Raw genomic sequence first — 25,579 nt, 5'->3', positions numbered from 1 at the left:
CTCACTCATGTGGATTCATGCGGGCGTGACGCCCGAGGCTCCTCCGGTCCGGAACCTGAAGCCGATGTCAGAACCCGAAGCCGATGTCAGGCGTCGAGAACCTGCCCGTCCCTCCGGACGACCGGCGGCTCGACACTCCACGGAAAATTGATCCACTCATCCGTCCGCTTCCACACGTACTCGCACTTGACGAGGGAGTGGGACTTCTCATAGATCACGGCGGACCGAACCTCGGCGACGGTCTCGACGCAGAAGTCATGGACGAGCTTCAAGGTCTTCCCGGTGTCGGCGACATCGTCCGCGATCAGGACCTTCTTGTGGGAGAAGTCGATGGCGTTGGGGACGGGCGCGAGCATGACGGGCATTTCGAGCGTAGTACCCACACCGGTATAGAACTCGACGTTGACCAGATGAAGATTTTTACAGTCGAGGGCGTAGGCGAGCCCACCGGCGACGAACACGCCCCCGCGCGCGATGGAGAGGATGATGTCCGGCTCGTACCCGTCATCGGCGATGATCTGCGCGAGCTCGCGCACGGCGGAGCCGAAGGCGTCGTACGTGAGGTTCTCTCGCACCTGGGACGCCGCGTGGGACGTGTGGGACATGCTCACACCTGGGTCCGGTGGAAGTTGCGGAAGGACCGGGAGGCGGTGGGCCCCCGCTGCCCCTGGTACCGCGACCCGTACCGCTCACTGCCGTACGGATGCTCGGCCGGCGAACTGAGCCGGAACATGCACAACTGCCCGATCTTCATACCGGGCCAGAGCTTGATCGGAAGAGTCGCGAGATTCGACAGCTCAAGGGTCACATGTCCGGAGAACCCGGGATCGATGAACCCGGCGGTGGAGTGGGTGACGAGCCCGAGCCGCCCGAGGGAACTCTTCCCCTCAAGCCGCGAGGCAAGATCATCGGGCAGGGTGATGACTTCATACGTACTGGCGAGAACGAACTCCCCGGGATGAAGAATGAACGGTTCATCACCCTCCGGCTCCACGAGCCGCGTCAGATCCGCCTGCTCGATGGATGGATCGATATGGGGGTACCGGTGATTCTCGAACACCCGGAAGAACCGATCGAGCCGCACGTCGATACTCGACGGCTGCACCATGGATTCGTCGTACGGTTCGATCCGCACCCGCCCGGCGTCGATCTCGGCCCGGATGTCCTTGTCTGAGAGAAGCACGCCCCGAGGATACGCAAGACGCGCGGACCCCCTCCAATCGGGCAGGGAACCGCGCGCCCCAGCGCTACTGCACCACTGGCACCGCTATTGCCGCTACCGCTTCTCCAAGGCGACCGGCACGACGCTGCGCAACCGGGCGCAACGAGGGCAGCGGATGAGCCGGCCGGGGCCGAGGCGCTCGGCCTGCTGCATCGGGAACGAAGCGGTGCTGAACACGTGCCCATCGGCACAACGGACGACGGTGCGCTCCATCAAGTCCAAGAGTCCCTTCCCCAAGAGCCGCGTCTGGTGGTCGACCTGACGTCGACCGGACGACGAAAGCCACATTACGGGATGAAAGGGACGGCCCTCCAGGTGGCACCCCGACTCCCTCGAAGGCCCACCCAGACCCTCTCCCACGCCTCCACCGTACGCCCCAACTCCCGCCCCCCGCAGCCCCGTCCCACCCTCAAACAGACCCGGGCCCCACGCTTCCAGCGCGCGGGGCCCGACATGAGGTAAAGTAACGACGCGTCCCGACACCGGCACCGACCGGCGTCTTACGCGGGTGTAGTTTAATGGTAGAACATCAGCTTCCCAAGCTGAGAGCGCGAGTTCGATTCTCGTCACCCGCTCTTCTTGAAGCCCCAGGTCAGCGGCCTGGGGCTTATTTGTTGTCCAGACCTTTTGTCGCCGTCGCGCCCCAGACACGGCTCGGGATAGGGCACGCGGAGGGCACGGGATCCCCTTCGGCGGATTTGGTCGCCACCTGACCTCTCCTCAACTGCGCGGTTTGGAAGGTCCCTTGCGCACGGGACCACGGCAAGACACGAGCCAAAGCCATCAGCTTGCCGTTCCCCGACAAAGAGGGCTGGATGTTCGGAGCGCCGTAGGCTCGACAGCCTCTCGAGCGATCATCTTGTTTCATTTGTTGCGTTTACTTCGATTGTTTCAAATAATGGGTACACGCAGACTCGACGCCTGCCTCCCGCACCGACAGGGGCGCACCATGACCAAGACAGACATCCGACCCGTGAAGCTGCCGCCTGAGAAGACCGCGGCCGCAGCTCACGCGCTCGCACAGGTCCGCAGCTACCTGGCGGCCCACCAGGACCTCGCAGAGATCACCGTGACGGTCGAGGACGGAGAGCGCGAGCCCCTCGCCCTGCCCCGCGAAGCCGTGGAACTGCTAGCCGGCATGCTGGCCCACCTGGGGGCCGGCCGCGCCGTCTCGGTCGTCCCGTCCGACGCAGAGCTCACCACACAGCAGGCAGCGGACATGCTCAACGTGTCGCGGCCATTCCTGATCGGCCTGCTCGCGGCCGGAGAAATCGAACACCGAACCGTCGGCACGCATCGGCGGATCACCGCGTCGTCGCTCCTTCAGTACAAGCGCAAGGACGACCGGCGTCGTCGCGAAGCCGCCGACGAGCTCACCCAGCTCGGCCAGGAAATGGGAATGATCTAGCAGATGGCCTTCGTCGCCATCTACGACGCCAACGTCCTCTATCCCAGCACCCTGCGCGACGTCCTCATCCGAATCGCGCAGGGTGGCCTCGTCCAAGCCAAGTGGACCGACCAGATCCTCGACGAGACATTCCGTAACATCCTCAAGGACCGTCCGGACATTCCGCCCGAGAAACTGGATCGCGTCCGCGCTCTGATGATCCGAGCGATCCGGGACTGCCTGGTCACGGGATACGAGCCGCTGATCGATGCCGTGGAGCTGCCGGACGCGGACGACCGACATGTCCTGGCCGCGGCGATCCGGGCCAAGGCACAGGTCGTCGTCACCTTCAACCTGAAGGACTTCCCGACCGATGCCCTGGCTCCCTGGGACGTCGAAGCGGTACATCCGGACACTTTCCTGGAGGCACAGATCGATCTGGCCCCGCAGGTCGTCTACGGCGCGGTGCAGAGAATCGCGGATAGCTGGCGAAAGCCGCCAGGCACAGTGGCTGACGTGATCACCAGGCTGGAGCGACAGGGCCTGGTCGCTTCGGCGGCAGCCCTCCGAACGCTTGCGATCACGCCCTGACTGCCGTTGCCGTGCGTTTAGCGGGCGGTGACCGAGTCTCGCCTGCGCGGGCGCGGGCCAGCTCGCTCCGTACGCTGAATGAATGTCCGGTATGCGGTGCTACGGCCGGGCCCCCGCCGCGCCGGAAGCGTCTGGCGGCCGCCAGGCGGCTTGGTCTTGGCACACGCGGCATCCTCGCCCGGCAGGTCGTCTTCCACTGGAGCTGCATGGGCTCGGTACCAGCGTCGGCAAGCCATCTGGGCACGAGCGGCGCGCGAGACGATCCTCGGGAACTGACCACGCTCTACAGCGACTTCACGCGAGTCCCCGAAGTACCCCTCGCAGGTGCCCCGCACCCTATCCCGAGGATCTTGAGGCTCATCTGTCGATCGGCGGCGATGTTGCGGCTTCTCGTGAGAAGAGCCGCTTCTCAAGTCCCTCCGAACAGGCCGATGGTGTCCCGCGCGCGCGAGCCCCGCGCGATGCCCTGTAAGGTCCCGTCTCCATCGCTCCTGTGCTTACAGGTTCGACCGTCAAGGCGAAGACAGACTCACTCACCTATGCACCGGTGCACGGCGGCTCTGATGGGGTGCCGGGTGGGAGGTGCTCGCGTTCCTCGTCGGTGAAGGCGCGGCCCACGTGCTCGCAGAGGTGGCTGAGCCAGGTGTCGGCGCTCAGCTCGAAGGCGCTGCGTCGGCCCTCGGCGACGACGATCAGCTGTGTGTCTCGCAGAACCGCCCTGGAGCCGACGCGGCTCGGGATCACACCCATACGTTTGCCGTCGGCAGCCCATAGCTCGTACCTGTCCACGTCAGCCGTGACCATCACTCCGCTGTTCGTGACCGCCACGACACTGTCGCTCGTAGGGATGGCGACGGGTGTGCGGACGCGGGGCTTCTCCTCCAGATCCCAGCGGTGCAGCCTGCCGTCGTTGTAGGCCATCGCCAGGTACCGGCCGTCCGGGGAGAAGGCCAGGTTGCTCGCGTCGTCCCCGTCGAAGGCCCAGCCGACCTCATCGCCCTTCAGTGTCAACGTCCGTGTACGGGTCCGCAGGTCCCAGATCTGGATCGTGCCCTTCTCCCCGTCATCGGGCGTCACCACGGCGACTTGACCCGGATGGCTCGGACGGCCCAGGATCTGGCTCCTGACCGGGGGGAAGGTCTGGCCGCGCGGTGAGCGGTCGACCGTCAGCGGTTCACCTGTCTGCGCACCCCGTTCCGGGTCCACCCGGAGCAGGGTACCGCTCTGGGTCAGGACGGCGATATCGCCGTCGGACAGGGGCTCGACCATGCCGATGAGCCCCTCCTCTTCGCCCGTTTCCCGACCCGCGTCCAACGGCACGTCGACACGGTTGGACAGCGCGTCGGCGTCGTACACGTGCAGGTGCGAACCACGCTCCCGCGCGAGCACGACATACTTGCCGTCCCGCGTCCATACGAGGCTCCCCCCGCCGCCCCCAGTCGGCAGCTTGCCGACAGTGGTTCCTCCGCGCACCAGGTCCACCACCTGCAGCCCGCGTTCCGTCAGCCGCGCGCCCCTGTCACCGTCCGGCGACAGGACTGGCGGGTCGATCTCCTCTCCGGAGTCGGGTCGGGGCGCGGCGGGCGCGTAGGCCACGACCAGGGTGTTCCCGACCGGGGACAGCACGGTCAGTGCGCCCTCCTTGCTCCGGGCGACGGCGAGCTTCGGACCCTCGTAGCCCGGCTCATCGTCCAGAGGCAGCCGAGTGGCGAACGTGTCGTCCGTGTCCCGCCTGCCGAGGATCAGCTCGGCGTAGCCGAACTCGGTGATCTCTGTGGTGTCGAAGCCATAGGCGCCCGTGGCGTCGGAGGAGAGCCAGACACCGGACGCGTCGTCGGCTGGGATCTTCCGCAGCACGCGCCCCGTGCGCAGGTCACGCAGCACGGTGCCGTTGGGTGTTCTGGCGTCCTCGGACAGGCGCGTCGTGACCTCGACCGTGTCGGCGTCCTCGCCGAAGCGCACGCTCTGGTCCCCCGCGGTCGACACCACCGTGTCCGCCACCGGCAGCGGCTTGAGACTGTCCAGGTCCCACACATCGAGGAAGGCCCTCGGCTTCGCGCCCTCACCGCCGGGCGTGTGGATGTCGAGCAAACGCAGCAGCCGGCTGCCGTCCGCGCTGAAGTCCAGCCCGGCGCTGACACCGTCGCGAACACCCTCGTGCTCGCTCGTGAGCCGTTCGCCGAGCCGCGTTGGCTCGCTGCCCTCGCCGTCCAGCCGCCACAGCCGTACCGTGCCGTCCGGCATCACCGCGGCATAGTGCCGCCCGTCGCGGCTGATCACGCCGCGCAGCGCGGTCTTGGGCACGCCCTTGAGCGTGTAGTGCCGCGGTGTGCCGTCCAGTACGCCGGTCACGATCGACACCTCGTACGAGTCGCCGCTGTCGGGCTTGGAGCGCACCGCGAGGATGCGGCCGTCCGGGGTGGCGTCCAGATCCTGGACCCGGCCCCGCCACAGGCCGGTGTGGAGGCCGCGTGCGTACTGGGCGCGCACGTACTGTGCGAGCAGGGCCTCCCTCGCTTGCGGCGTCTGGTCGGCGTGCCAGGCGGCGAGCGCCAACTGCACTGCCGTGCCCGGTTCCCGGGCCTGCCGGCTGCCCGACTCCTCCGCGAGCGCGCGGGAGGCGAGGGTACGCAGCTGACTCTCGAGATTCCGGCTGGTGTTCCAGGTGATGACGCCCAGCGTCCCCGCCACCACCAGCAGAGCCGTCAGCAGCGCGGCTCCCGCGAGCAGCCTGCGGACCATCCTCTGCGCGTAACGGCGGCCCGCCTCGATATAGGCGCGCTCGTCCGCCGTCATCTCCGCGGGCCGCTGCTGGAGCCACTCCACGCTCACCGCAAGGGTCCTGCCGCGCTGCAAGGCACCTACTTCTCTCGTCGTCGCCTCCCAGCGCGCCATGTCCGCACGGAGCTGCTCCTGCCACTGCCGGAAGCTCCTGCTGTCGTCCAGCCAGGCGCTCAGCCTGGGCCACAACCCGGTGAGGGCTTCGTGCGCGAGGTCGACGATCTGCGTGCCCTCGGTCGTATGGCCGATGACGACCAGCCTTCCCCGAGCCAGCCGACGGGCGAGCGCCGCAGCGGCGGGATCGAGCTGGGTGACGGGGACGGCACGGCGGGTGTATCCGCCCCGGTCGTCGGGACGGGCCAGTTGCACGAACAGCCTGCGCGCGACGGCCTCTTCGGCCGCCGGCACGTGCGTGCCGTAGGCGTCGTCCGCGTAACCCACCAGGGTTCCGGCGACGCCACCGAGTTCGTCGTAGGCGGCGTGGGTGAGCATGAAGCGTTCGCGCCGCTCCCAGAGCCTGGTGAGGGTGAACTCCACCAGCGGCATCCGGCCGCGCTCGTCCGCCGCGTCCTCGACGATACGCTCGGCCAGTCCCGGCTCCAGCCACAGCCCGGGTACGGCGTCGACGGGGCCCGTGACCGCGCGGTACAGGTTCTCCGCGTCGAGCGGGGCGAGGAAGACGACGGCATCGCTCAGCGAGCCGGACGTCCGGGAGGTCAGCAGGACGTCGAGGGATTCCTGACGTGCGGTGGTGACGATGCGCAGGCCGCGCCCGGCGCCCGGGCTCTCGGTCAGCGCGAGGAGGAGGCTGAGCAGGGTGCGCGCGGCCGACGGCTCGGCGCCCACGTACTCCTCCAGTTGATCGACGACGATCAGGTGGCCTCCCTGCCCGGCCCGTTCTTCGAGTGAGGCGCGCAGCGCGGCGATGGCCTGCGGCGTCCGGCCTCGGTCCGCTCCGGCCTGCTCCGCCGCCCGGGCAGGACTGCCGGACCCACCGCCCAGCAGCCGCGCCAGCTCGCCCGCCTTGCTCAGCCGGTCGACCTCCCCGACACCAGGCTCCAGGACGGGTACGACCGCGTGCGCCAGCAGCGTCTCGGGCGGTGTACCGGGCACGGGGCGCAGCACGGTCACGCCCATGCCGTCCGCCCGGAGCCGCGGCAGCAGACCGGCGCGGATCAGTGAGGACTTGCCGCTTCCCGAGGGGCCGACGATCACGGTGAGGGGGCGCTCGGCGATCGATGCGGCCAGCCGCTCGGTGTCCTCCTCGCGCCCGTGGAAGAACTCTGTGTCCTCCTCCTCGAACACATCGAGGCCGCGGAACGGGCATGTCGGACGCAGCACCTCCTCGTCCACGAGCGCGACCGACGGAACGAGGAACGCAGTGCCCGCCAAGTCGCCGCGACCAGCTGCCACGGCCAGCCCGACGACCCCGCCCTGCACGTCGTCCCACACCGCCGCGCCGCTGTAGCCGTTGGTCACCCGCGGGCCGCCGGGGCCGGTGTCCATCTGCACCCAGCCCGCGCCCTGAACGCTCCGCAACATGCCGGTCGCCCACACCCCGTGGTCTCCACCGCCGGGAAACCCGTACGCGCGGAAGGAGTGCCCCCACACGGACGTACCGTCCACCAGCGGCACCGGGCGAGCGTGGGGCACGGGTGCGTCGAGACGCAGCAGGGTCACGTCGCCGCTGTCGTCCTCCAGCACCGGCTGCCAGGAGACGACCCGGGCACGCCGGGCGGGGATGCCTCCGTCCGCGTCGCGCACCAGCGGGAACTCCACCTGTACAGCCTCGGAGGGCGCGGCCATGGTGTCCCGCGGGAGCCCCAGCGCGTCCGCGACGACGTGCGCGCACGTGCAGATGATGTCGGCCGCCACGAGAAAGCCCGCCCCCGCGACCTCGTCGGCGCCCCGTATACGGACAAGGCCCGATTCCAGCGCCGCTTCACCCCGTAGCAGTAGCACTGTCATGTACACAATTATCCAGGGTCGCGGGCGTCCCACTCCAGACGCACGGCGAAGTTGGCCTCGCTCGCCGCCTTCGCCACCACCACGCCCGCTTCCGCGGACAGCTTGATCCCGAACTCCACGCTCACCGAGTCGGGTCGGCTCACCAGTTCCCGGACGCTGTCCGCGACCGCCTCGACCGCAGGTCTGATGTGCGCGAGCGCCTCCTGGAGTGTATGCGCTGAGCCGCGGACGACCTCGGACACCGACCCACGGCCCACGCGGTCGATCCCACTGTCCGGCTGCCCATCGACCTCGACCCGCACCGCGGTCCCGTCGCTGAGCCACATCTCCCCGATCCGCGTCACGCGTCCATCCCTTGCACTCGAAGATCGTCACGAACTCATCCGGCCATCAACTGGCCCAGCCAATAAGGATCTTCGCGCATCACCGACGGTCACGGCAGGCGAACCCCGGTTCGTAGAGGCGGATATCCGCCTTGGCCGCGCTGGACAGCCTCAGGTCGGCCACCTTCTATCGGCAGACCTTCGGCTCGACCTGTTTGAAGCCGACCGGAGGTCGAGGGCCACCCGCTCGGGGCTGTGCCAGCACGCCACCTGTTGCCCCACACCGGCGGCGTCCCGCGACGCCCCTGCACCGTCAGCCCGCGAGGCCGTCACGACACCGACCGGTCAGCCCTCATCCTCGGCTACCTCTCCGAACAGAGCCACCTCCACCCGGACGGTGAGCAGCGCACCTCCGCGCCCCTGACCCTGGTCCGCTTTGCACCAGTCCCTCCCCTCAACGGGAGTTGATCTTCCCGATCGATCAGGGGCTTCAACACTGACCCGCGGAAGTGACGCCGGCCCGGCAAGCCTGTCGTAGCGTGACTCCCTGCCACACCGGTGTATGCACTCGCGATGGGGCTTCTGACCCAGACAGCAGAGCGAGCCGAGCCCGGCGCTTCGGCCATCGCGCCCACGCAATATCCCGCCGATCCACGACGCCGTGCCCATAGCGTGCCCTTAAGAGCGGAAAACCACGGTCAATAGCGGTGCGAACCGACCCGCACGGCCACCCCAAGGAGAAGACATCTGCCCAGGTCAGAGGCGTAGCGCCTGCGCGAGCGCCGTCGCTTCCCAAGCCGAGAGCGCGAGTTCGATTCTCGTCATCCGCTCCACGATGAAACCCCAGGTCAGCGGCCTGGGGTTTGTTTGTTGTCTAGTCCAATTTGAGAGTGGCGCACCCTCCGCGTGCCCTGAGTCGCACCGATGCACCACCGGAAGGGACACCGAGAGGTGAATTCTGATGGAACGTCAGCCAAAAGTCCGGGCGTTTCCTGAGTGAACAGCTAGGGTGCGTTTCATATGTGGATCTTGATGTGTCAAGATCCCACTTCGTGGGGCGGCATGATCTGACGAATACACAGTGGGCGAAGCTGGAGCCCCTGCTCCCGGTCGGCAAGAAGCCTGGACGGCCACCGGTGCACACCAAGCGGCAACTGATAGACGGCATACGGTGGCGCACCCGCGCCGGTGCTCCCTGGCGGGACGTGCCCGAGCGCTATGGCCCGTGGGAGACGGTCTACGGCCTGTTCCGCCGCTGGCAGCGGGACGGCACCTGGCACCGCATCTTCGAACAGCTGCAGGCCCAGGCCGACGCCGAGGGACTGATCACCTGGGACGTCTCGGTGGACTCGACCATCGCCCGCGCCCACCAGCATGCGGCCGGCGCCCGCAAAAAGGGGATCTGCAGACCGAGCCGCCAGGCGGTGTGTTCATCGAGCCCGACGACCACGGGCTCGGACGCTCCCGGGGCGGGCTGACAACCAAGCTCCACCTGGCGGTCGAGCAGGCCCAGAAACCGATGTCGCTGGTCATCACGGCAGGACAGCGCGGTGATTCCCCGCAGTTCCAGGTGGTCTTGGGCCGCATCCGGGTGCCCCGGCTCGGGTCGGGCCGCCCGCGCACCCGGCCGGACAAGGTGCGTGCCGACAAGGCGTACGGCTCCCGCGCGAACCGTGCCTACCTGCGCAAGCGCGGTATCCGCTGCACGATCCCGGAGAAGCGCGACCAGATCGCCAACCGCAAGAACCGCGGCTCCCACGGCGGCCGGCCACCTAAGTTCGACAAGGCCGACTACAAGGAGCGCCACGCGGTCGAGTGCGGAATCAATCGCCTCAAGCGGCACCGCGCTGTCGCCACGAGATACGACAAGTTGGCAGTTCGCTACGAGGCGACCGTGCTGGTCGCAGCCATCAACGAGTGGCTGTGACCAGCACTTTCAAAACGCACCCTAGGCCGCAGTAGCCCTGGCGGTCGCAGCGCCCCGGACCACGGTGGTGGCGTAGTCGCTGACGGCGACTTGCGGCGGCGAGCCGGGGCGCCGGTGGGCACGCCCGCCGCCGAAGGGGACCGCGCCGGCCAGGGCGTCCGAGACGCCTTCGATCGCGCCGAGGGCTGCAGCCGGGGACGCCGAGCGTGGAGGTCAGCAGCGACGGCAACAGCGCGGTGGGAATCTCGTGGCCGACGTCGGCAAGGAAGCTCCCGGTGCCGATCACTTTCACACCTGGTGTCAGCCACCGCTCCTGCGCGGCGGTGGCCGTCTCGGTGAGCGGCGGGGCATCAGTCATGGCCGGGAGTCCGCCGCGTGCCCTGCCCATCGGCGAGTGGACGCCCCCATCAAGGCACCGGGCAGGGTCTCGGCGGAATCGGTGGTACAGCCCGTGCTCACTGGACGACGAAGTCGCGGCGTTCGATCACGACGGCGCGCCGACAGCGGTGATCCCTGACGATACGCGCACAGCCGCGACGGCGGCCCGCCGACCGCAACCGGTCGGTGACGCGGTTCTGTTCCTCACACCTTCTCGGCCAGCACGCGTGGATGCCCGACGGTGAGCAGGCCGATGTCCTCGACATCGGACGTCAGGATCGTCACCCGGCCAGGATGCTGAAGCGCGGTCGCGCACAGCATGGCGTCGATGGCGTACTTGTGGCCGTGCAGCCCCGCTGCCCTCAGCAGGGTGGCGGCAGCCTGCGCCAAGCCCTGTGTGACCGGCTCGACGCGGATTCGGGACAGCGTCCACCTCAGCGCGGCTTCGTTGATCTTCGGGTGGATGACCTCGACAAGGACGGCCGCGGAGGTGACGACCGGCAGGTCGGCATCGCGGGCGGCCGTCAGCCACTCATGGACCTCCCGATCCCTCTGCACCGCCTTCGCCAGGCCCTCGCTGTCCAGGACCAGGGCACCGCTCACGCAGCCGCCCCCGCACCCGAGGTGCCGCCGGTCAGACGCGCGCGTTTGGCCGCCACAGCCTCCGGGTCGGCCGGGCCGTGCACCTTGTCGAAGTCCGCAATCAGCTCGTCAAGGTTGTCCCGCTCGATCTGCCGCTGGGCCGCCTTCTCCAGGTACGCCGAGACGCCCCGCTTGCCGACCCGCTCACGGATCGCCTGCAGGGTTCCGGCGGTCAGAGTGACGGAGATGCCGCTGGTGGGACCGTCACCGGGGAGGAAGTCCACGTCGTCAGCCATGACTCCGAGTATGCCATTGAAGATGCTATAGCGAAGGATGGGTTCACCTCTCTTTTGCACGGAGCCCCGTGCCTGATTGCGGTGGACGACTACGCATCGCGTGCCTGCTGCCGCCCCGCACCCGACTCGCGCAACTGCTGCCGCACCTCCACATCGATGCTCTGCGCCAACTTTCGCTGGTGCTTCGCCGTCGAGTGCTGGTAGATCAGCTGGGCCCGCTCCGAGGACTGGCCGGCGCGAACCATGAGGTCCTTCAGCTTGGCGCCGGTGTCGGCGGCGAGGGTGTTGCCGGTGTGGCGCAGGTCGTAGAAGCGGAAGTTCTCCGGCATGCCGACCTTGGTCCTCGCCTTGCGCCACTTGCGACCGAAGGTGGAGCGACGGAAGGGTGCGCCTTTCTCGCCGACGAAGAGGAGGCCGTCGGGCCCCTTCTCGGCGAACCACTGCAGGTGGCGGCGCAGCTCGGGGAGAAGGAAGTCGGGGAGGTAGACGGTGCGTTTGCCCGCCCTCGTTTTGGGGTCGCCGGTGACGCGCTTGCCGTTGGTCAGCTCGGGGGAGGCGAGCGTGACGCGCAGGGAGCATTCGTCCAGGTCGACACTGTGACGGCGTAGTTCGGCCAGTTCCTCCGGGCGGAGGGAGGCGAACGCGCCGAGCAGGACCATCAGACGCCGGCGCGGGCCCATGGCGTCGGCAAGGTCGAAGACCTGCTCGATCGTGGCGGTGGGGCGTTCGTCGGCCTCCTCCTTGCCGGCGCCCTTGATACGGCACGGATTGCTGCTCAGGAGGTCGTCGTCGACCGCCGTCTGCAGGATGGCCTTCAGCAGCCGGTACGACTTCGCGACCGTGGTGGCGCCGGTCGCCTTCAGACGCTCGGCCCGCCATGTACGGACGGAGGGCGGGGTGATCGCGTCCAGGTTCTTGCCGCCGAAGGTCGGCAGGATGTGCAGGCGCAGCAGGCCGTCGTAGCGGTCGACCGTGGTTGGTGCCAGGCCACGCTCCTCCATCCAACGGAGTGCGTACTTCTCGAAGTTCACGGCGCCGGCGTCCGGGTCGCGCCAGTGGTTGCGCTCGATGTCGGCGCGGGTGAGGTTGAGCCAGTCCTGGGCGTCGGACTTGGTGTCGAACGTCTCCGGGGCGGTGTATCGCTGGCCGTCCGGCCCGATGTAGCGGGCCTGCCACCTACCGGAGGGAAGCTTGCGCGTCGTGCCGAACTCGCGCCGCCGCTGCGGCTTGCGTCCCGCCATCAGGCCACCTTCCCGTAGCGGGCACGGACACGGCGGACCGGCTCGACGGTACGTGCCTCGACGTACTTGGTGATCGCGCTCTCCGGGATGCGGACCGGGCGGCCGAGTTTGACGTAGCGGATGCGACGCTCGGCGATCAGGCGGCGGACGAAACGCTCGCCCGTGCCGAGCATCTCGCCGGCCTCGGCCACTGTCAGGAGGCGGTCAGTCATTCACGATCACCACCTTCGGGGCGCGGTGCTGGGTATGGGCGAAGGCAGGGGGTATTGCGGGTCGGCGCAAGAGCGGTGGGTCCTCACTCTGGAGCGGTAGGAGCGATGCGAGCCTCGGTATGGCGATGGCAGGTGGCGGTTCAGACGACGGGCCCGCCGCGCAGCAGCACGGAGGCCGAGACGTGAAGCGCTTCGGCGATCGCGATGAGGTCGTCGACGTCGCATCGGCGCTGGGCGCGTTCGATGCGGGACAGCATGGTGTTGGACATCGGGTGGCCGAGGGCGGTCACGCGGCCGGCAAGCTGGCGTTGCGACAATCCGCGTTCGGTGCGGAGGATTTCGATGGTGCGGGCCGCCCGTATTCCTGCGGGCCCGATTTCCAGTGAGCGTGCGGGCATGACTCCAATTAAAGCGTCCATTCGCCGGTTTGGTTAACCGGCGATCGTGGTCTATGTTCCGCTCGCACGGTTGGCCGCGAAGCGGATTCCCGGGGGCGGGGAAGGGTCGGAAACCGACACGTCGATCGGTGCTCTGACACTGCACTGACGTGGGGTGTTGTGTTGTAGCTTCACCGTCGGCAGCGCGTCAACACTTGCCGATGTGATCCTTCTGGCTCGGCTTCCGGGACAACTATTTGGTCAACCGGCATTCGTGTCTTACGGTTTTGGCCCAGCCCTCTCCAGCCTGCTTTTCGGCAGCCGTTCTGCCGTAAGAGATTGCGCCGGGTCGGGCTGGACTTGCGCGGCCTGGGTGTGGCTATGTTGACGACACCCCCGGAAAGCGCGAGCGGCCAACAGCGCCCTCCGCGCCGCCAATCGGCCAACTCCCCATCCCTGACGCCCGTACCGCCCATCGACGGTGAGCCGTGGGTGCCTGCCCACCTGCAACCGAGTGAGGAACCGCCCCTCTTGGCGCGAATCCGCACCATCAAGCCCGAAGCCTTCGTCTCCGAGTCCCTGGCCGCCGTCTCCCTGACCGCCGAGCGCACCTTCCTCGGGCTGCTCACCCAAGCCGACGACCAGGGCCGCCACCGCGACCATGCCGCGATCATCGCCGGGCAGTTGTGGGTGCTGCGCCCGGAGCACACCCCGTCCGATGTCGAGACGGACCTCGCCCAGCTCGCCGACGCCGGTCTGGTCTGCCGCTACAAGGGGCCGGACGACAAGCGGTACCTGCACATCGTCACCTGGCAGCAGCACCAGAAGATCAACCGGCCCAGCAAGAGCCGCCTGCCTGAGTGCCCGCGCCACGACGCCCCGCTCGGCACCGTCCCGAGCATCGCCACGCCTGCCGGAAGGGGAAGCTTCGCGGAGCCCTCCCCGATGGCTCACGGAGTCCTCCATGAGGACTCCCGAGAGATTCGTGAGGCTGCGCCGCATTCCGCCAACGAGGGAGATACCGCAGGTCAGAGGCGTTTCACTGAACCCTCCGTGAGGGAACAGGGAAGACTCACCGCAGACCCAGTGAGCCCTCACGGTCCGGATCTAGGACCTAGGACCATGGATCTAGGAAATACCCCTTCGGGGGGCGCGAGCGCCCCCGCGCCCGACACCGTCTCGGCCCAGCAGCTCGCCGCCCTCGCCCTGAACGACCCCGACCGCAAACGCATGGCCGAACGAGCACTCCTGTACTGCCTGGCCGATCCCGCTCAACTCGACCAACTCACCAACCGTGGCCTGTGCCACGGCATCGCCGGCCTCCTCCGCGTCGTCCAACGCGTCACCCAGGACGCCGACGAACCACGCGCATTCATTGGCTACCTGCCACAGCTCAGCGAACGCTTCCTCGCCGCCGAGCCTCCCGTGGAGATCGGCTTCCTCGACGGCGCTGTCGGCTCGACCCTCGCCTTCCAGGACATCCAGGAAGGCATCCTGCCGACCAGCGACTGGGACGCCTGCCTCCTCCTCACCTGACCGCGATCCGAAGGAATCCGGGTGGACCCGCACGACAGCACCACAATCGAGCAGGCCGTCCTCGCCGTCCTTACTGGCACCCCGATCGCAGAGGCAGCCGAGTGGGCGGGCTCGTCCCCCGAACATCTCGCCGAAGCCACCGCGCGGTACCGCTCTGCAGGCCGAACAGCTCTCAGCGCTCCTCCAGATACGTCCATCTGGCACCAGGTGAACATCGAATTCGCCGACTACCCGACCGCCGAACACACCTTCCTCGCCTACCTCCTGCCGCCCTTGCGGCAGGAGACGGAAGCCGGAACGGTCGGAGCCTGGTGGTTCATCCGCAAGTACCCCTGCTGGCGGCTTCGAGTCATCTCCGGCCGAGACAGCACGTGCAAGGAGCTGCCGGAGCGCCTCACCGGGGCTCTCGACAGCGCGGTGGCCCGGGGAGCGGTCAAACGCTGGTGCCCAATGCTGTACGAACCGGAGACCACGGCGTTCGGCGGCCCGGAAGGCATCAAGATCGCCCACGACCTGTTCCACGTCGACAGCGTCGGCTCCCTCGACTACCCGCACCGAACGCGTACGGCCGATGACAAGCGACTCGACGCCAATTCAACCTCGCTCCTCGTCATCAGTGCCAATTCAACCTCGCTCCTCGTCATCAGCAGCCTGCTCCGCGCCGCCGGCCAGGAGTGGAGCGAACAGGGAGACGTATGGGCGCGCGTCGAAGCGAAAAGACCCCTGCCCGACGACGTCCCGGTGGACCGTGTGACCGCCATGACCAGCGCGCTCCGCGCTCTCCTGGCGATCGATACCCGCCTCGCCCGCGCAGACATGGAGCAGCTCGCGCCCTACACGGATTGGTTGGCCGGCATGGAACGCAACGGCCAAGCCCTTGCACACGCCGGAAACGCAGGACGGCTCGGCCTTGGCATCCGCGGCATCCTGGCGCGGCACGTCGTCTTTCACTGGAACCGCATGGGCTTCACCACGCGTCGGCAAGCCATCTGGGCACGAGCGGCGCGCGAGACGATTCTCGGTAACTGACCACGCTCACAGAGACTTCACGTGAGCCCGTCGAAGTACCCTCTCGGGTACGCCGCACCGCATACCAGCGGGACGGACGTCGTCAGCCGGTAAGCGTGGCTGTCGTGGAGGGGGAAGGACATCGCGGGGTGACGGACGAAGAACTGCGGGAGAGACTGGCGTGGGGTCGGCAGAAGCTCGAAGAGATGGGCGTCTTCCAGACCACGGAGGGGCTCCGCTGGGCAGCTGCCCACGGGATCATGCTGTTCGTGTGGCGCAATGGCCCGATCGAGGACGCGCACGCTTCTCCGCCGGGCAAGCGGCGCAAGAACCTGCACGACGGTGCAATGTTCGCCCGCAACACATGGCTGACCCGACAAGCCTTCGACGCCTTGGGGAGCGCTGAACCCTTCCGGCTGCTGGAGCTCGAAGACGTGGTCTTGGACCGCGATGCAATCTGGCCTGGGTGCGACGGGACATTGACGGACTTCGGCTGGGGGTTCCTGGGGGAGATCAAGAAGCACGTCAAGAGACGCGTCAACACACTGATGCACTTCGAGGAACAGCTGTCTCACGACGACTTCCTGATCTTCGTGGCCGCCCCTCAACTCGGAACCCACGACGACCACTTCGGCATGCCGAGGTGGCCGACCTGCGTGAAGGCGGCGATCGGCCGCCTGCGCGGCGAGGACGAGGAGTTCTTCCGCAAGCGCGGCGAACTCATGCAGCGCATCGGGCCGGCGCCGGACGCGGTCACCGCAGACCTGGAGACGACCGAGAAGGCTCTGCTCAACGCCCCCTGGGAACTGGGCGCCGAGAGTCTCGGCTGGTTCGCCTGGAACCCGATCCTGAGGGTGTCGCGCTCATCGCCTCCGGAGTGCTGAAGCGCCACAGGGCAAGGCGCAAACGAACGCCACAAACAACGCCCTCCGAACCGGCCTCTGCACGTCAGACTGGTTGACAACGAACCGGTTCATGTAAATGCCGCGCGGCCGGGATGGGCTCAACCGCCGGACGTCTGCCCCCGGCGCGGCGTCTGGGGCGACTTCGCGGCCTCGGCCTCCGCCTTGGCGTCGCTCACCGCGGCGGCGGCCTGCTTCTCGGCCTCGTCGGCAGCCGCAGCGGCGTCGAGCGAAGCCGTCCAGCCCGCGTCGAGCGCCGGAGGTCGGCCTTCGTGCAACGCGTCGTCAGCGTCGGCGGTGGCTGCTTCCTCAGGTTGCGCGGTTGGGGGAGGGCCCGCCGTCGACTGGTCACCGAACGCACGGGTGACGGTCCGAACTGCCTCGGTCAGCTCCCCCGGGATCACCCAGAACGTGTTGTTGTCGCTGCTCGCCAAGTGCGGCAGTGTCTCAAGGTACTTGTAGGCCAGGATCTTCGGGTCGGCGTTGTTGCGATGGACGGCCTGGAAGACGAGCTCCACCGCCTTCGCCTCACCGTCCGCCCGCAGGATCATGGCTTGTTGCGCGCCCTGCGCCTCCAGGATGTCCTTCTGCTTCGTGCCTTCCGCGGTGAGGATCTTGGCTTGCCGCTCCCCTTCGGCGTGCAGGATGGCCGCGCGTTTGTCACGCTCGGCCCGCATCTGCTTCTCCATCGCTTCCTTGATGGTGGCCGGTGGATCGATGGCCTTGATCTCCACACGGTTGACCCGGATACCCCACTTGCCGGTGGCGTCGTCGAGCACGGCGCGGAGCCGGGAGTTGATCTCCTCACGCGAGGTGAGCGTCTCCTCCAGGTCCATGCTGCCGATGACGTTGCGGAGCGTGGTCACGGTGAGCTGATCGATCGCCTGCAGGTAGTCGGCGACCTCGTACGCCGCCGCCCGTGGATCGGTGATCTGGTAGTAGAGCACGGTGTCGATGTTCACCACGAGGTTGTCCTCGGTGATCACCGGCCTGGGGTCCGACGAATAGACCTGCTCGCGCACGTCGAGTTTGGTATTGATGCGGTCCGCCACCGGCAGGACCAGGTTCAGTCCTGGTTGCAGCGTCCGGCGGTATCGGCCGAACCGCTCGATGTTGTAGCGGCGCGCCTGCGGGACGATCCGCACAGTGGAGGCCACGAGGAAGACGACAACGATGGCCGCCACAAGAGTGAGGACGACAACTGGATCCACAGTGCCTCCGTTGCTATGTGTTCAGCCGTTCACGGAAGGAGTTCGCGGGGATAGACGATGGCCGTGGCGCCTTCGATCTCCATGACATCCACCAGCGCTCCCACCGGGATCACCAGGCTTTCGTCGAGGGCGCGCGCGGACCACTCCTCGCCGGACAGTTTGGTCAGGCCGCGGGTCGCGGTGACCTCCTGCATAACCTCGGCTCGCTTGCCGATCAGCGCGTCACTGCCCTCGCGCATGAGGGGTTGCTGTGCCATGTGCCGCATCGCGATGGGACGGACGATGACGAGGCCCGCTGCCGCCGCTGCCCCCAGGGCGAGCAGCTGGCCGAGAAGGCCGATGCCCACGCCGGCGACCACGGCGGCGACCAACGCGGCGCCCGCCAGCAACCCGAAGACCAGTGTCAGAGTGAAGAACTCCGCGGCACCCAGTGCCGCGGCGGCGAGCAGCCATACGAACCACGGCATCGAATCGCCCTCCTTCAGGGGCCTTCTCCACCAAGCTACCCTCCGGGCCGCCGCGCTGAACAGGCGCTGAACAGGCACAGCAGCCGTGGTTCCTGATCGTCGGGCACCCGCCTGGCCTACGCCGCCCACGCACCGTCGGGCCGAGCCCGGGCCGGCTCACCGGACAGTGCCTGGGTAGGAGGCAGACCGCAGGCGAGGCGTGCCGCAAACCGTCGCGGCACCTGGCGGCACTATGAAGTCACACCGCTCACGAATGACCAAGTCGAAACGGCACCTATGAGTGCCCCGACGATCCTGATGACCAGCGGGCTGAAGCCCGGGCCAGGGGCGAATGGCCCGCGGCTGGTGAAAAACTCGTAGACCCGATAGGCGGCGTCACGAACGTTGAGGGCGAGGCAGAATCCGAGAACGCCCAGAATTCCCTTCCAAGCCAGATAAAGGAAGCCCAAAGCCCCGTCAGGGCCAGCTGCAATTATCACGCTTCCCGGCATTGCCTCTCCAGCTGTGCGAAATGAGTAAATGTACTGAGACTGCCGCGCCGCAGTCTACAACAGCGGCGCGGCAGCGATTTTCTACCAGAACTTCAGGAAATCCCCCACTTCCCCGAACACGGTTCCCGCGCTGGCTATCTTGGTGTTTCCGGCACCGAAATTGCCGCCGAGGCCACCGAAAGCACCGGCCGATGTCGTCACGCTGTGGACGATGTCACCGCGGCTGTTCCTGGTTCCGAAAGTTCCGCGGTGGCTCAGCGAGAAGGGGCCGGCGCTTCCGCCGATACCCGCCGACTGGCCCCGGACCTGATCGATCGAGTCCGCGTTGCTCCAGACCAGACCGGCGGTGACACCGATGGAGGCTTCTCCACCTGACTGTTCTTCCTCGACCCAGGCGAATGCGTATTCGTCGCCCACGCGCATGAAGCATCCCGAATACTCCACTCCCGCGCCGAACATCGCGCTGCCGCTCACGCACAGGCCGGATGTACTGCTGTACGACATGACGTAGTCGTAACCGTCCTTGACGTCCTCCCAGGAGGGCAGCCAGCCGGTGGCTTTCTCGAACCAGTTCTTGTTGGCCTCGGCCTTCGGCTTGGGGCCGGGGTTGGGCGGAGGTATGACCTTGAGCCAGCCCGTGGGGGGCGGTGTCGAGGGCAGGGTGATGTTGCGTCGGCCCGGGATGCCGCCGAGGCCGGTGGGCTTCATGCCCTTGACGAGCGTGGGCCGTCCTCCGCAGCGGCAGGCCCGGACGGGGCCCTCACCGCTGCTGCCGGTGGTCTTCTTCTTGCCGCTGCTGACCGGAATGCCGCCCCGGCACGTGATGCCGTACTTCTGCGGCTCCCTGCACTCGGGGACGCCGAGGCCGGACGGGTCGGCGAGCGTCGACGGGTTCTGGACGGCGTAGCTGTAGCCGTTGAGGGTCTGCCCCACGCCGGTCTGCAGGAGCGGGTCGACGCTGATGAACTGGCCGATCTCGGGGTCGTACTGGCGGGCGTCGACATGAGTGAGACCTGTGCCGGTGTCGGTGGTCTTGCCGAGGAACCCCTTGTCGTCGGGCCAGGCGGCCCCGGTGGTCTCGCCTCTCGGCGCGCCGAACGGGGTCGTGTAGCGCCGGGAGAACTCCTGGTTCGTGGCGTCGATGGCGAGCGTGGCCGTACCGTGCTGGTCGGTGACGAGATAGCTGAGTTCGTTGGCGCCGCTCTCGTTGGAGCGGACGGCGACGGTCAGGCTGCCCGAGCCGTAGTGGCGCTGGGCCCAAGTGCTGCCGTCCGCCCGCAGATGCAGCTCGGTGGCCCCCACGTACAGGACCCGCTCACCGCCCTCCGTGGCACGGATCAGGAGCGTGCCGTCGGCCCCGTACAGGTACTCGGTGGTCTTGCCGTTCTCAGTGAGGGTCGCCAGCCTGCCCTCGTCGGACCAGTCGAGGTCCTGGGTGGCGGTGCCGTCCGGGCGGCTGGTGGTGTTGCCGGTGCTGTCGAACTCGTAGGAGCGGTCGGGGGCGGTGCAGTCGGCCTTCGTGCTGGTGCCGGTCAGGGCGTGGGGCTGGTCCGTCTTCTCGTAGCAGTAGGTCGTGGTGGTGTCGCCGGTGGCGGTGTGTTCGGTCTCCTTGGTGCGTTGACCGGCGTCGTTGTAGTTGTAGCTGGTCCAGTACGCGGACCGGCCGCCCAGGCTGCTGGCGCTGCGGGCGTCGGAGCACTTCTGCGAGGCGGGTGTCCACGCCTCGGTCAGGCGCCGGTGCCCGTCGTGGGCGAAGCACTGGGTCTCCGCCGGTGCGGTGCCGCCCAGAGTGCTGGTGTCGGCTATGGAGGTGACGTTGCCCGCCTGGTCGTAGGTGTAGGCCAGGTTCTGCAGCTTGTACGGGTGGGTCTGGTCCGTGACATGGCTGCCCAGGAGCCGCCCGGTCCCCTCCTCCCAGGTGTTGGTGACGTACGCCTTCTTGTGTTCCTCGGTGTTCGCGGTGCCGAGGACGAGCTGCTGGGCCTGGCCGAGGGCGGAGTAGTCGACGTCGAGGAGGTAGCCGGTGCTGCCGCCGATGGAACTGACCTGGCCGGTGCCGGTGTAGCCGTAGTCGACGATCTCCGAGGGCAGTCCGCCGAGCGCGGGCTCCTTGCTGTTCTGCAGCGTGCCGTCGATGTTGTAGTGGTTCTCGAACTCGAGGGCGGCCGGTGCGCCCGCCGAGACCAGCGGATCGGAGCCCGGCAGAGTCAACTTGGTGATGGTGGGCCGGGACAGGCTGTCGTAGGCGGTGACGGTCCTCGTGTACGCCTTGCCCGTCTTGCCGCCGACGTAGCGGGTGCTCGCGTCCGGCAGGCCCTTGAGCAGGGAGTCGTAGGTGAGGGCGGTCAGTTGGTTCGCGTCGGTCTTCGAGCCGGTCCAGGTGCCGGTGACACGGCCGATCGCGTCGTATCCGGAGATGACGGCGCGGCCGTAGGAGTCGGTGGTCCTGGTCAGCCGGTCGAGACTGTCGTACTCCAGCTCGGTCAGACCCTTGTCCGGGTCGTCGGCGCTGGTCTTGCGGCCGAACAGGTCGTAGCCGTACGACCATGTGGCGCCGTCGGGGCCGGTGACCTGGGACTGCTTGTCGTCCAGCGTGTACTGGAACTTGGTGGACTTGTACGAGGCGGTGCCCGAGCCGCCGCCGAACTGCGGGTCGGCCGGGCTGCTGCCCGCGTACTCGCGGGTCTCGACGGTCCGTTCGCGGGCGTCGACGATGGTGCGGGTCGCCGAGCCGCCCTGGACGGCGGTGGTGGCGGTGGAGTCACCGGTGTGGCTGGTGGTGGTCGACCACTTCTTCACCCCGTATGTGTAGAGGGTGCTGGTCGTGGTCCGTTCCGCGCCGTCGTAGACCGTCTCGATCTGCCTGGGTGCCTCGCCGTACTCCGCGCGCGTGTAGGTGCCGTTGGGAGTTGTGGTGCTGTCGAAGATGTCCTCGTACGTCTCGTACGCCAGGCCCCGGGTGTCGTAGCGGGTGTCGGTGAGCACCTGGCCGCCGAGCGGGGTGGGGGACTGGGTCTGCAGCGGGCGCATCATCGAGTCGTACAGCTCGTAGCCCGTGTTGTACGTCTCGCCGTCCTTCTTCAGCTTCGAAGTGGACACCCAGGACGGTTCGCTGCTGCTGATCCGGTACTTGAACGTGGTGTTCGCGCTGTAGCCCGCGGCCTTGTTGCGGTTGGGTTCCCAGACCGCCGTCAGTCGGCCGAGGGCGTCGTAGGTGGTCTCGGTCTTCTTCAGGTTGGCGTCGTACACGCGCAGGGGCTGGCCGTGCCGGTGGTCCAGGAAGCTGGTGACCTTGTGGGTCATGGGGTTGGTGACGATCGTCTTCGTCAGCGGCCCCGCGGCGACGGGCGTGTAGGCGGTGTTGGTGGTCTCGCCGTGGGCGTCGGTGACGTCGGTGGGCCGACCGAGGGCGTCGTACTTCGTGGTCCTCGTCGTCTGCCATCCCGAGGCCGGGCGCAGCCCGTCCGCACCCGCCGTGGCGCCGTATCCCGTGGCACGGCCGGTCCAGGTCGCCGCCCCCTTGGTGGGAGTCTGGGTCGCGGACCACGCGGTGGCCGAGGGGTTGTCGTAGACGGTGGCGGTGTCGGACAGCACATCGCCGCGGGTCTTGGAGTCCGCCGGCAGGTTCAGGCTCGTGTCCGCCGCCGAGCAGGACTGGCCGACGGTACGGCTGCGGGAGACCAGGTCGCTGATGCCGGCGTCGGCGTTGCGGGCGTACCAGGTGCGGGTGCAGGTCTGGTCGCCGCCCTTGCCGACCTCACCGGAGTCGTCGACCGTCACCGGCATGCCGTGGTCGTCGTAGGTGGTGGTGAGCGCGCGGGCGCGCCAGGTCTTCGCGGTGGTCAGATAGGCGTGGGTGGTGGACTTCTCCGTACGGACGAAGCGGGCCACGTGGTCGGCTGCGTCGGAGGGCGCGCTCTGGCGCGCGGTCTCCTTCGACCACGGGTCGTTGACCTCCACGGTGATCGGTGTCGAGCCGTCGTAGGTGACGTGCTCGCGCCGCATACCGGAGTACTGGTCGCTGTCAGTGACGCTCCCCACCCCGATCGACGGGGAGGACAGCGGGGCCAGCGAGACGGACCGGGTGGTGCCGTCCTTCTTCTTGTCGCCGTGCATGCCCTGGAAGTAGAGCGAGACCGTCTTGGAGCGGGTCGTCTCCACGGCACCGGTGTGCACGGTGACCTGACGGTAGCCGCGCCAGCCGGACCAGGTGCGTTCGGCCTTCGGGGTGAAGGGGTCGTCGGTGTGGTGCCAGGCGGCGCCGCTGTAGTCGTAGGCGTACTCGACGGCGTCGTTGTGGCCCGCCGGGTCCGATACGACGACGGCCTCGACCCGGTACTTGTGGAACCAGTCCACCGACGCCTCGCTGGCGCCGTTGATGTTCCAGTACTTCGGATAGCAGGAGCGGGTGTTGGTGTCCTCGGCCGCGCCCAGCACCTCGCTGCGCACGCACTCCGGCGAGGACAGCGTGACGGTGGTGATCGAGCCGGTCTCCGAGGTGACGGTGGAGATACGGGGCCGGGTCAGGGGCAGGATGTTGTCGGTGCCGTCGACCCGGTTCTCCCGCCACTGGTAGGTGAACGAGATCGGGTTGAGGGCGATGGCCGTGTCGCCGGCCTTGCCGGTCCGCAGAATCGACTTCAGGGTCAGGACGTGGTCGGAGGTGTCGCCGATGTCGCCGCCGTCCAGGTACTCCTGCGTGAAGTCCCAGGAGTCCACCGGGTCGTAGGCGCTGGTGGCGGCGTTCCACGAGAAGGTGTCGACGCCGGTGAGGCGCTTGCGGGAGAAGAACGAGGGGCCGTTGGCCAGGCAGTCGTCGTCGCCGTCGGTGCAGAGGGCGTCGAAGGGGACGTCGGGCCAGTTCTTGGCGGTGTCCTTGGTCAGCGAGGAGCAGTCTGAGGCGGTGCACCGCTCGGCGTGGGTGAAGGTGACCTTGGCGTCGGCATCGTCGGTGAACAGCGCGCCCTTGCGCAGGCCGTACTTGATCTCCTTGAGGTAACCGCCGCGTGTGTAGGAGGCGTTGGCGGTGGTGGACTTGTTCTTCTTGTAGTGGTTGGTCTCCTTGGCGTACCAGTACGTGGAGGCGTTGCCGTGGGTGTCCTCGACGTAGTCGAGGTTCCACCGCCATGCCTGGGTCACGGCCCGCTCGCCGAAAGCGTCGCCGTTGTCGTAGCCGGAGTCGTCGCCGAAGACGGGGACGGTCCAGGTGGAGTTGGTGCGCTGGTCGGTGGCGCCGTCGAGCTTGTTCAGGCCGAAGATGTACTTGGTGCCGTCGCCGGTGATGACGGTCCAGTGCTCGCCGTTGTTGTCGCCGTTGTCGGCGTCGGTGGAGCGGGTCACGATCGAGGCGTCGTCGTTCTCCAGCCGCCAGGTGCTGTTCCAGGTTCCGGAGACCTTCACCAGCCTCGTGGACTTGCCGTTGAGGACCAGCTGGGCGTTGTCGTACTTCCAGCAGTGGTCGAAGACGTCCTCGTGGCCGTCGTCGTCGCAGGAGCCATAGCCGCGCTCGATGTAGGACTCGCTCAGGCCGAAGCCCTCACCGACCGCGCTGCCCTGGTTGTTGGTGGTGGCGATACGGCCGTCGACGCTGCCCGAGTCGTACGACAGGGAGAGCTCCGGCTCCGGACCGGCCGCCGCGGACGGCACGTTGAAGTCGTGGTTCCAGGTGAACGAACCGGAGTTGTCGCCCGCCGCCCAGGAGGAGGACTCCGACAGTTCCGTGGCCGAGTAGTCACCGGCGCCCGAGGGGGACTCGCCCGCGCCGGGGTCGGTGGCGGTGACCGCGAGCACGGTGGCGTCCGTGGCCGCCGCGGCACTGGCCAGTTGCGTCGTGAGGCCCTCGTCGGTCTTGGTCAGCGGAACAGAGGCGGTGATGGTCCGGTCGGCCACGTCGTTGTCCGACGCGACGGGGGTGGCCGTACGGCACGCGGCCTTCTCGGGCGTGTCGAGCACACAGGCAGGCAGGCGTACGAGGCGCAGTCTGGAGGACCAGCCACCGCCGACGGCCGAGGCGAAGCCGCTGTAGTCGACTGCGATCTCGGCCCGTCCGGCGTGGTTGGCCTCGGCGGTCAGCAGGACGCCGGTGATCCCTGCCTGCTGGGCTGCCTTTTGGCCGAGCACGGTGATCCGGGCTGTGGTGCCGTCGTCGACACCCTGCTTGCCGTCGGCCGGCGCGACGGTGACGGGGAGGCCGCCGGGCTTCGCCTGTGCGGACTTGCCGGTGTCCAACTCGATGACCGCGTCGCCCTGCTCGGGCCAGGCAGCCTGCTGCTCGGCGCGGGCCCGCCGGGCACGTTCGGCGTCGGCCTTCTTCCCCTGGGCGACCTTCTCACGCGCCTTCTTGGCGCCAGGCCCGTCGACCTTCTCGACCTTGCTCACCCGTTGCTCGGGGACATCGGGCCGGCCGAGTCCCTTGTCGGCGGCCTGTGCGACCGGGGTGAGGCCGGTCGGGACGACGAGCGAGAGGGCCAGGGTCGCGACGATCGCCCCGACGCGACGTCTGCCCCCAGCCCGCGCTCTTTCTGATGTGCCTATGCCAATAGCCATGGTTGTTGGACCACCCCGTTGTTCCGAGCCGTGAAAGCTGACAAGTGACGTGCCGGTGATCGGTGACGTGCCGGTGATCGGTGATGTGCCGGTGACAGGTGATGTGCCGGTCGGGTGGTGCGACGCCGCCGTC

General features: G+C 68.0%; 19 protein-coding genes and 1 tRNA gene. 7 read left to right on the top strand and 13 right to left on the bottom strand.

From position 1 onward, the window contains the following. Positions 1 to 86: 86 nt before the first annotated feature. The 3 genes from STRIP9103_RS20490 to STRIP9103_RS52815 all read right to left on the bottom strand — a co-directional run bounded on the left by STRIP9103_RS20490 (position 87) and on the right by STRIP9103_RS52815 (position 1,399). A complete protein-coding gene (locus STRIP9103_RS20490; RefSeq protein ID WP_009315861.1) occupies positions 87 to 605 on the bottom strand; it encodes a phosphoribosyltransferase in 519 nt (172 codons plus the stop codon). A gap of 2 nt (positions 606 to 607) precedes the next feature. Further along, on the bottom strand, positions 608 to 1,183 hold the full coding sequence (gene dcd, locus STRIP9103_RS20485) for a dCTP deaminase (protein ID WP_009315825.1): 576 nt from the start codon (positions 1,181 to 1,183) through the stop codon (positions 608 to 610). Positions 1,184 to 1,276: 93 nt separating this feature from the next. Continuing rightward, complete coding sequence (locus tag STRIP9103_RS52815) at positions 1,277 to 1,399, bottom strand: hypothetical protein (protein ID WP_258540036.1); 123 nt, start codon at positions 1,397 to 1,399, stop codon at positions 1,277 to 1,279. Positions 1,400 to 1,726: 327 nt separating this feature from the next. Between STRIP9103_RS52815 and STRIP9103_RS20475 the strand changes: the two genes are divergently transcribed. The 3 genes from STRIP9103_RS20475 (at position 1,727) to STRIP9103_RS20465 (ending at position 3,200) form a co-directional block, all read left to right on the top strand. Beyond that, positions 1,727 to 1,797: transfer RNA gene (locus tag STRIP9103_RS20475), tRNA-Gly, on the top strand. Between the two features lie 374 nt (positions 1,798 to 2,171). Beyond that, positions 2,172 to 2,630, top strand: a complete 459-nt coding sequence (locus STRIP9103_RS20470; protein WP_009315871.1) for a helix-turn-helix domain-containing protein — start codon at positions 2,172 to 2,174, stop codon at positions 2,628 to 2,630. Positions 2,631 to 2,633: 3 nt separating this feature from the next. Further along, entirely contained in the window at positions 2,634 to 3,200 is a 567-nt protein-coding gene (locus STRIP9103_RS20465; RefSeq protein WP_009315876.1) for a PIN domain-containing protein, read from the top strand. Between the two features lie 537 nt (positions 3,201 to 3,737). Here the strand turns inward: STRIP9103_RS20465 and STRIP9103_RS20460 are convergent. Both STRIP9103_RS20460 and STRIP9103_RS20455 read right to left on the bottom strand, forming a co-directional pair. Next, a complete protein-coding gene (locus STRIP9103_RS20460; protein WP_158696896.1) occupies positions 3,738 to 7,949 on the bottom strand; it encodes an nSTAND1 domain-containing NTPase in 4,212 nt (1,403 codons plus the stop codon). Positions 7,950 to 7,957: 8 nt separating this feature from the next. Next, the gene (locus tag STRIP9103_RS20455) at positions 7,958 to 8,293 is read right to left on the bottom strand and encodes a CU044_2847 family protein (protein ID WP_009315836.1); all 336 of its coding nucleotides are present in this window, start codon (positions 8,291 to 8,293) and stop codon (positions 7,958 to 7,960) included. A gap of 1,031 nt (positions 8,294 to 9,324) precedes the next feature. Between STRIP9103_RS20455 and STRIP9103_RS46760 the strand changes: the two genes are divergently transcribed. After that, positions 9,325 to 10,199, top strand: a protein-coding gene (locus STRIP9103_RS46760; protein ID WP_234022174.1) for an IS5 family transposase whose coding sequence is annotated in 2 segments (ribosomal slippage) — positions 9,325 to 9,706 and positions 9,706 to 10,199 — 876 coding nt in all. Because the reading frame shifts where the segments join, the coding sequence is not laid out codon by codon here. A gap of 582 nt (positions 10,200 to 10,781) precedes the next feature. On the opposite strand, the gene STRIP9103_RS20440 is transcribed toward STRIP9103_RS46760, so the two are convergent. The 5 genes from STRIP9103_RS20440 to STRIP9103_RS20420 all read right to left on the bottom strand — a co-directional run bounded on the left by STRIP9103_RS20440 (position 10,782) and on the right by STRIP9103_RS20420 (position 13,306). Further along, entirely contained in the window at positions 10,782 to 11,180 is a 399-nt protein-coding gene (locus STRIP9103_RS20440; protein ID WP_009315853.1) for a type II toxin-antitoxin system VapC family toxin, read from the bottom strand. Further along, positions 11,177 to 11,455: a hypothetical protein gene (locus STRIP9103_RS20435; protein WP_009315873.1), complete on the bottom strand. Its 279-nt coding sequence runs from the start codon at positions 11,453 to 11,455 to the stop codon at positions 11,177 to 11,179. The genes STRIP9103_RS20440 and STRIP9103_RS20435 overlap by 4 nt, the downstream gene beginning before the upstream one ends. Before the next feature lie 89 nt (positions 11,456 to 11,544). Further along, a complete protein-coding gene (locus STRIP9103_RS20430; RefSeq protein ID WP_009315846.1) occupies positions 11,545 to 12,696 on the bottom strand; it encodes a tyrosine-type recombinase/integrase in 1,152 nt (383 codons plus the stop codon). After that, positions 12,696 to 12,908: a helix-turn-helix domain-containing protein gene (locus STRIP9103_RS20425; protein WP_009315848.1), complete on the bottom strand. Its 213-nt coding sequence runs from the start codon at positions 12,906 to 12,908 to the stop codon at positions 12,696 to 12,698. Before STRIP9103_RS20425 ends, STRIP9103_RS20430 begins: the two co-directional genes overlap by 1 nt. A 140-nt stretch (positions 12,909 to 13,048) precedes the next feature. After that, positions 13,049 to 13,306: a helix-turn-helix domain-containing protein gene (locus STRIP9103_RS20420; RefSeq protein ID WP_048820639.1), complete on the bottom strand. Its 258-nt coding sequence runs from the start codon at positions 13,304 to 13,306 to the stop codon at positions 13,049 to 13,051. A 510-nt stretch (positions 13,307 to 13,816) separates the two neighbouring features. On the opposite strand from STRIP9103_RS20420, the gene STRIP9103_RS20415 reads away from it, so the two are divergent. The 3 genes from STRIP9103_RS20415 to STRIP9103_RS20405 all read left to right on the top strand — a co-directional run bounded on the left by STRIP9103_RS20415 (position 13,817) and on the right by STRIP9103_RS20405 (position 16,713). Next, positions 13,817 to 14,821 carry a glycoside hydrolase family protein gene (locus STRIP9103_RS20415; RefSeq protein ID WP_009315843.1) on the top strand — a complete coding sequence of 335 codons (1,005 nt, stop codon included), beginning with the start codon at positions 13,817 to 13,819 and terminating at the stop codon, positions 14,819 to 14,821. 21 nt (positions 14,822 to 14,842) lie between these two features. Beyond that, positions 14,843 to 15,850 carry a thiopeptide-type bacteriocin biosynthesis protein gene (locus STRIP9103_RS20410; protein WP_009315830.1) on the top strand — a complete coding sequence of 336 codons (1,008 nt, stop codon included), beginning with the start codon at positions 14,843 to 14,845 and terminating at the stop codon, positions 15,848 to 15,850. Between the two features lie 128 nt (positions 15,851 to 15,978). Then, a complete protein-coding gene (locus STRIP9103_RS20405; protein ID WP_009315834.1) occupies positions 15,979 to 16,713 on the top strand; it encodes a hypothetical protein in 735 nt (244 codons plus the stop codon). A 119-nt stretch (positions 16,714 to 16,832) separates the two neighbouring features. On the opposite strand, the gene STRIP9103_RS20400 is transcribed toward STRIP9103_RS20405, so the two are convergent. The 3 genes from STRIP9103_RS20400 to STRIP9103_RS20390 all read right to left on the bottom strand — a co-directional run bounded on the left by STRIP9103_RS20400 (position 16,833) and on the right by STRIP9103_RS20390 (position 25,446). Continuing rightward, a complete protein-coding gene (locus tag STRIP9103_RS20400; protein WP_009315865.1) occupies positions 16,833 to 17,942 on the bottom strand; it encodes an SPFH domain-containing protein in 1,110 nt (369 codons plus the stop codon). 29 nt (positions 17,943 to 17,971) lie between these two features. Next, on the bottom strand, positions 17,972 to 18,409 hold the full coding sequence (locus tag STRIP9103_RS20395; RefSeq protein ID WP_009315856.1) for an NfeD family protein: 438 nt from the start codon (positions 18,407 to 18,409) through the stop codon (positions 17,972 to 17,974). 572 nt (positions 18,410 to 18,981) lie between these two features. Then, positions 18,982 to 25,446, bottom strand: coding sequence for an RHS repeat-associated core domain-containing protein (locus STRIP9103_RS20390; RefSeq protein ID WP_009315852.1), 6,465 nt, complete (start codon positions 25,444 to 25,446; stop codon positions 18,982 to 18,984). Positions 25,447 to 25,579 lie beyond the last annotated feature (133 nt).

Source organism: Streptomyces ipomoeae 91-03, from assembly GCF_000317595.1.
In the GTDB taxonomy this organism is placed as follows: Bacteria; Actinomycetota; Actinomycetes; order Streptomycetales; family Streptomycetaceae; genus Streptomyces; species Streptomyces ipomoeae.
The sequence above is the reverse complement of the archived record's forward strand: the minus strand, read 5'-3'. Positions and strand labels throughout refer to the sequence as shown.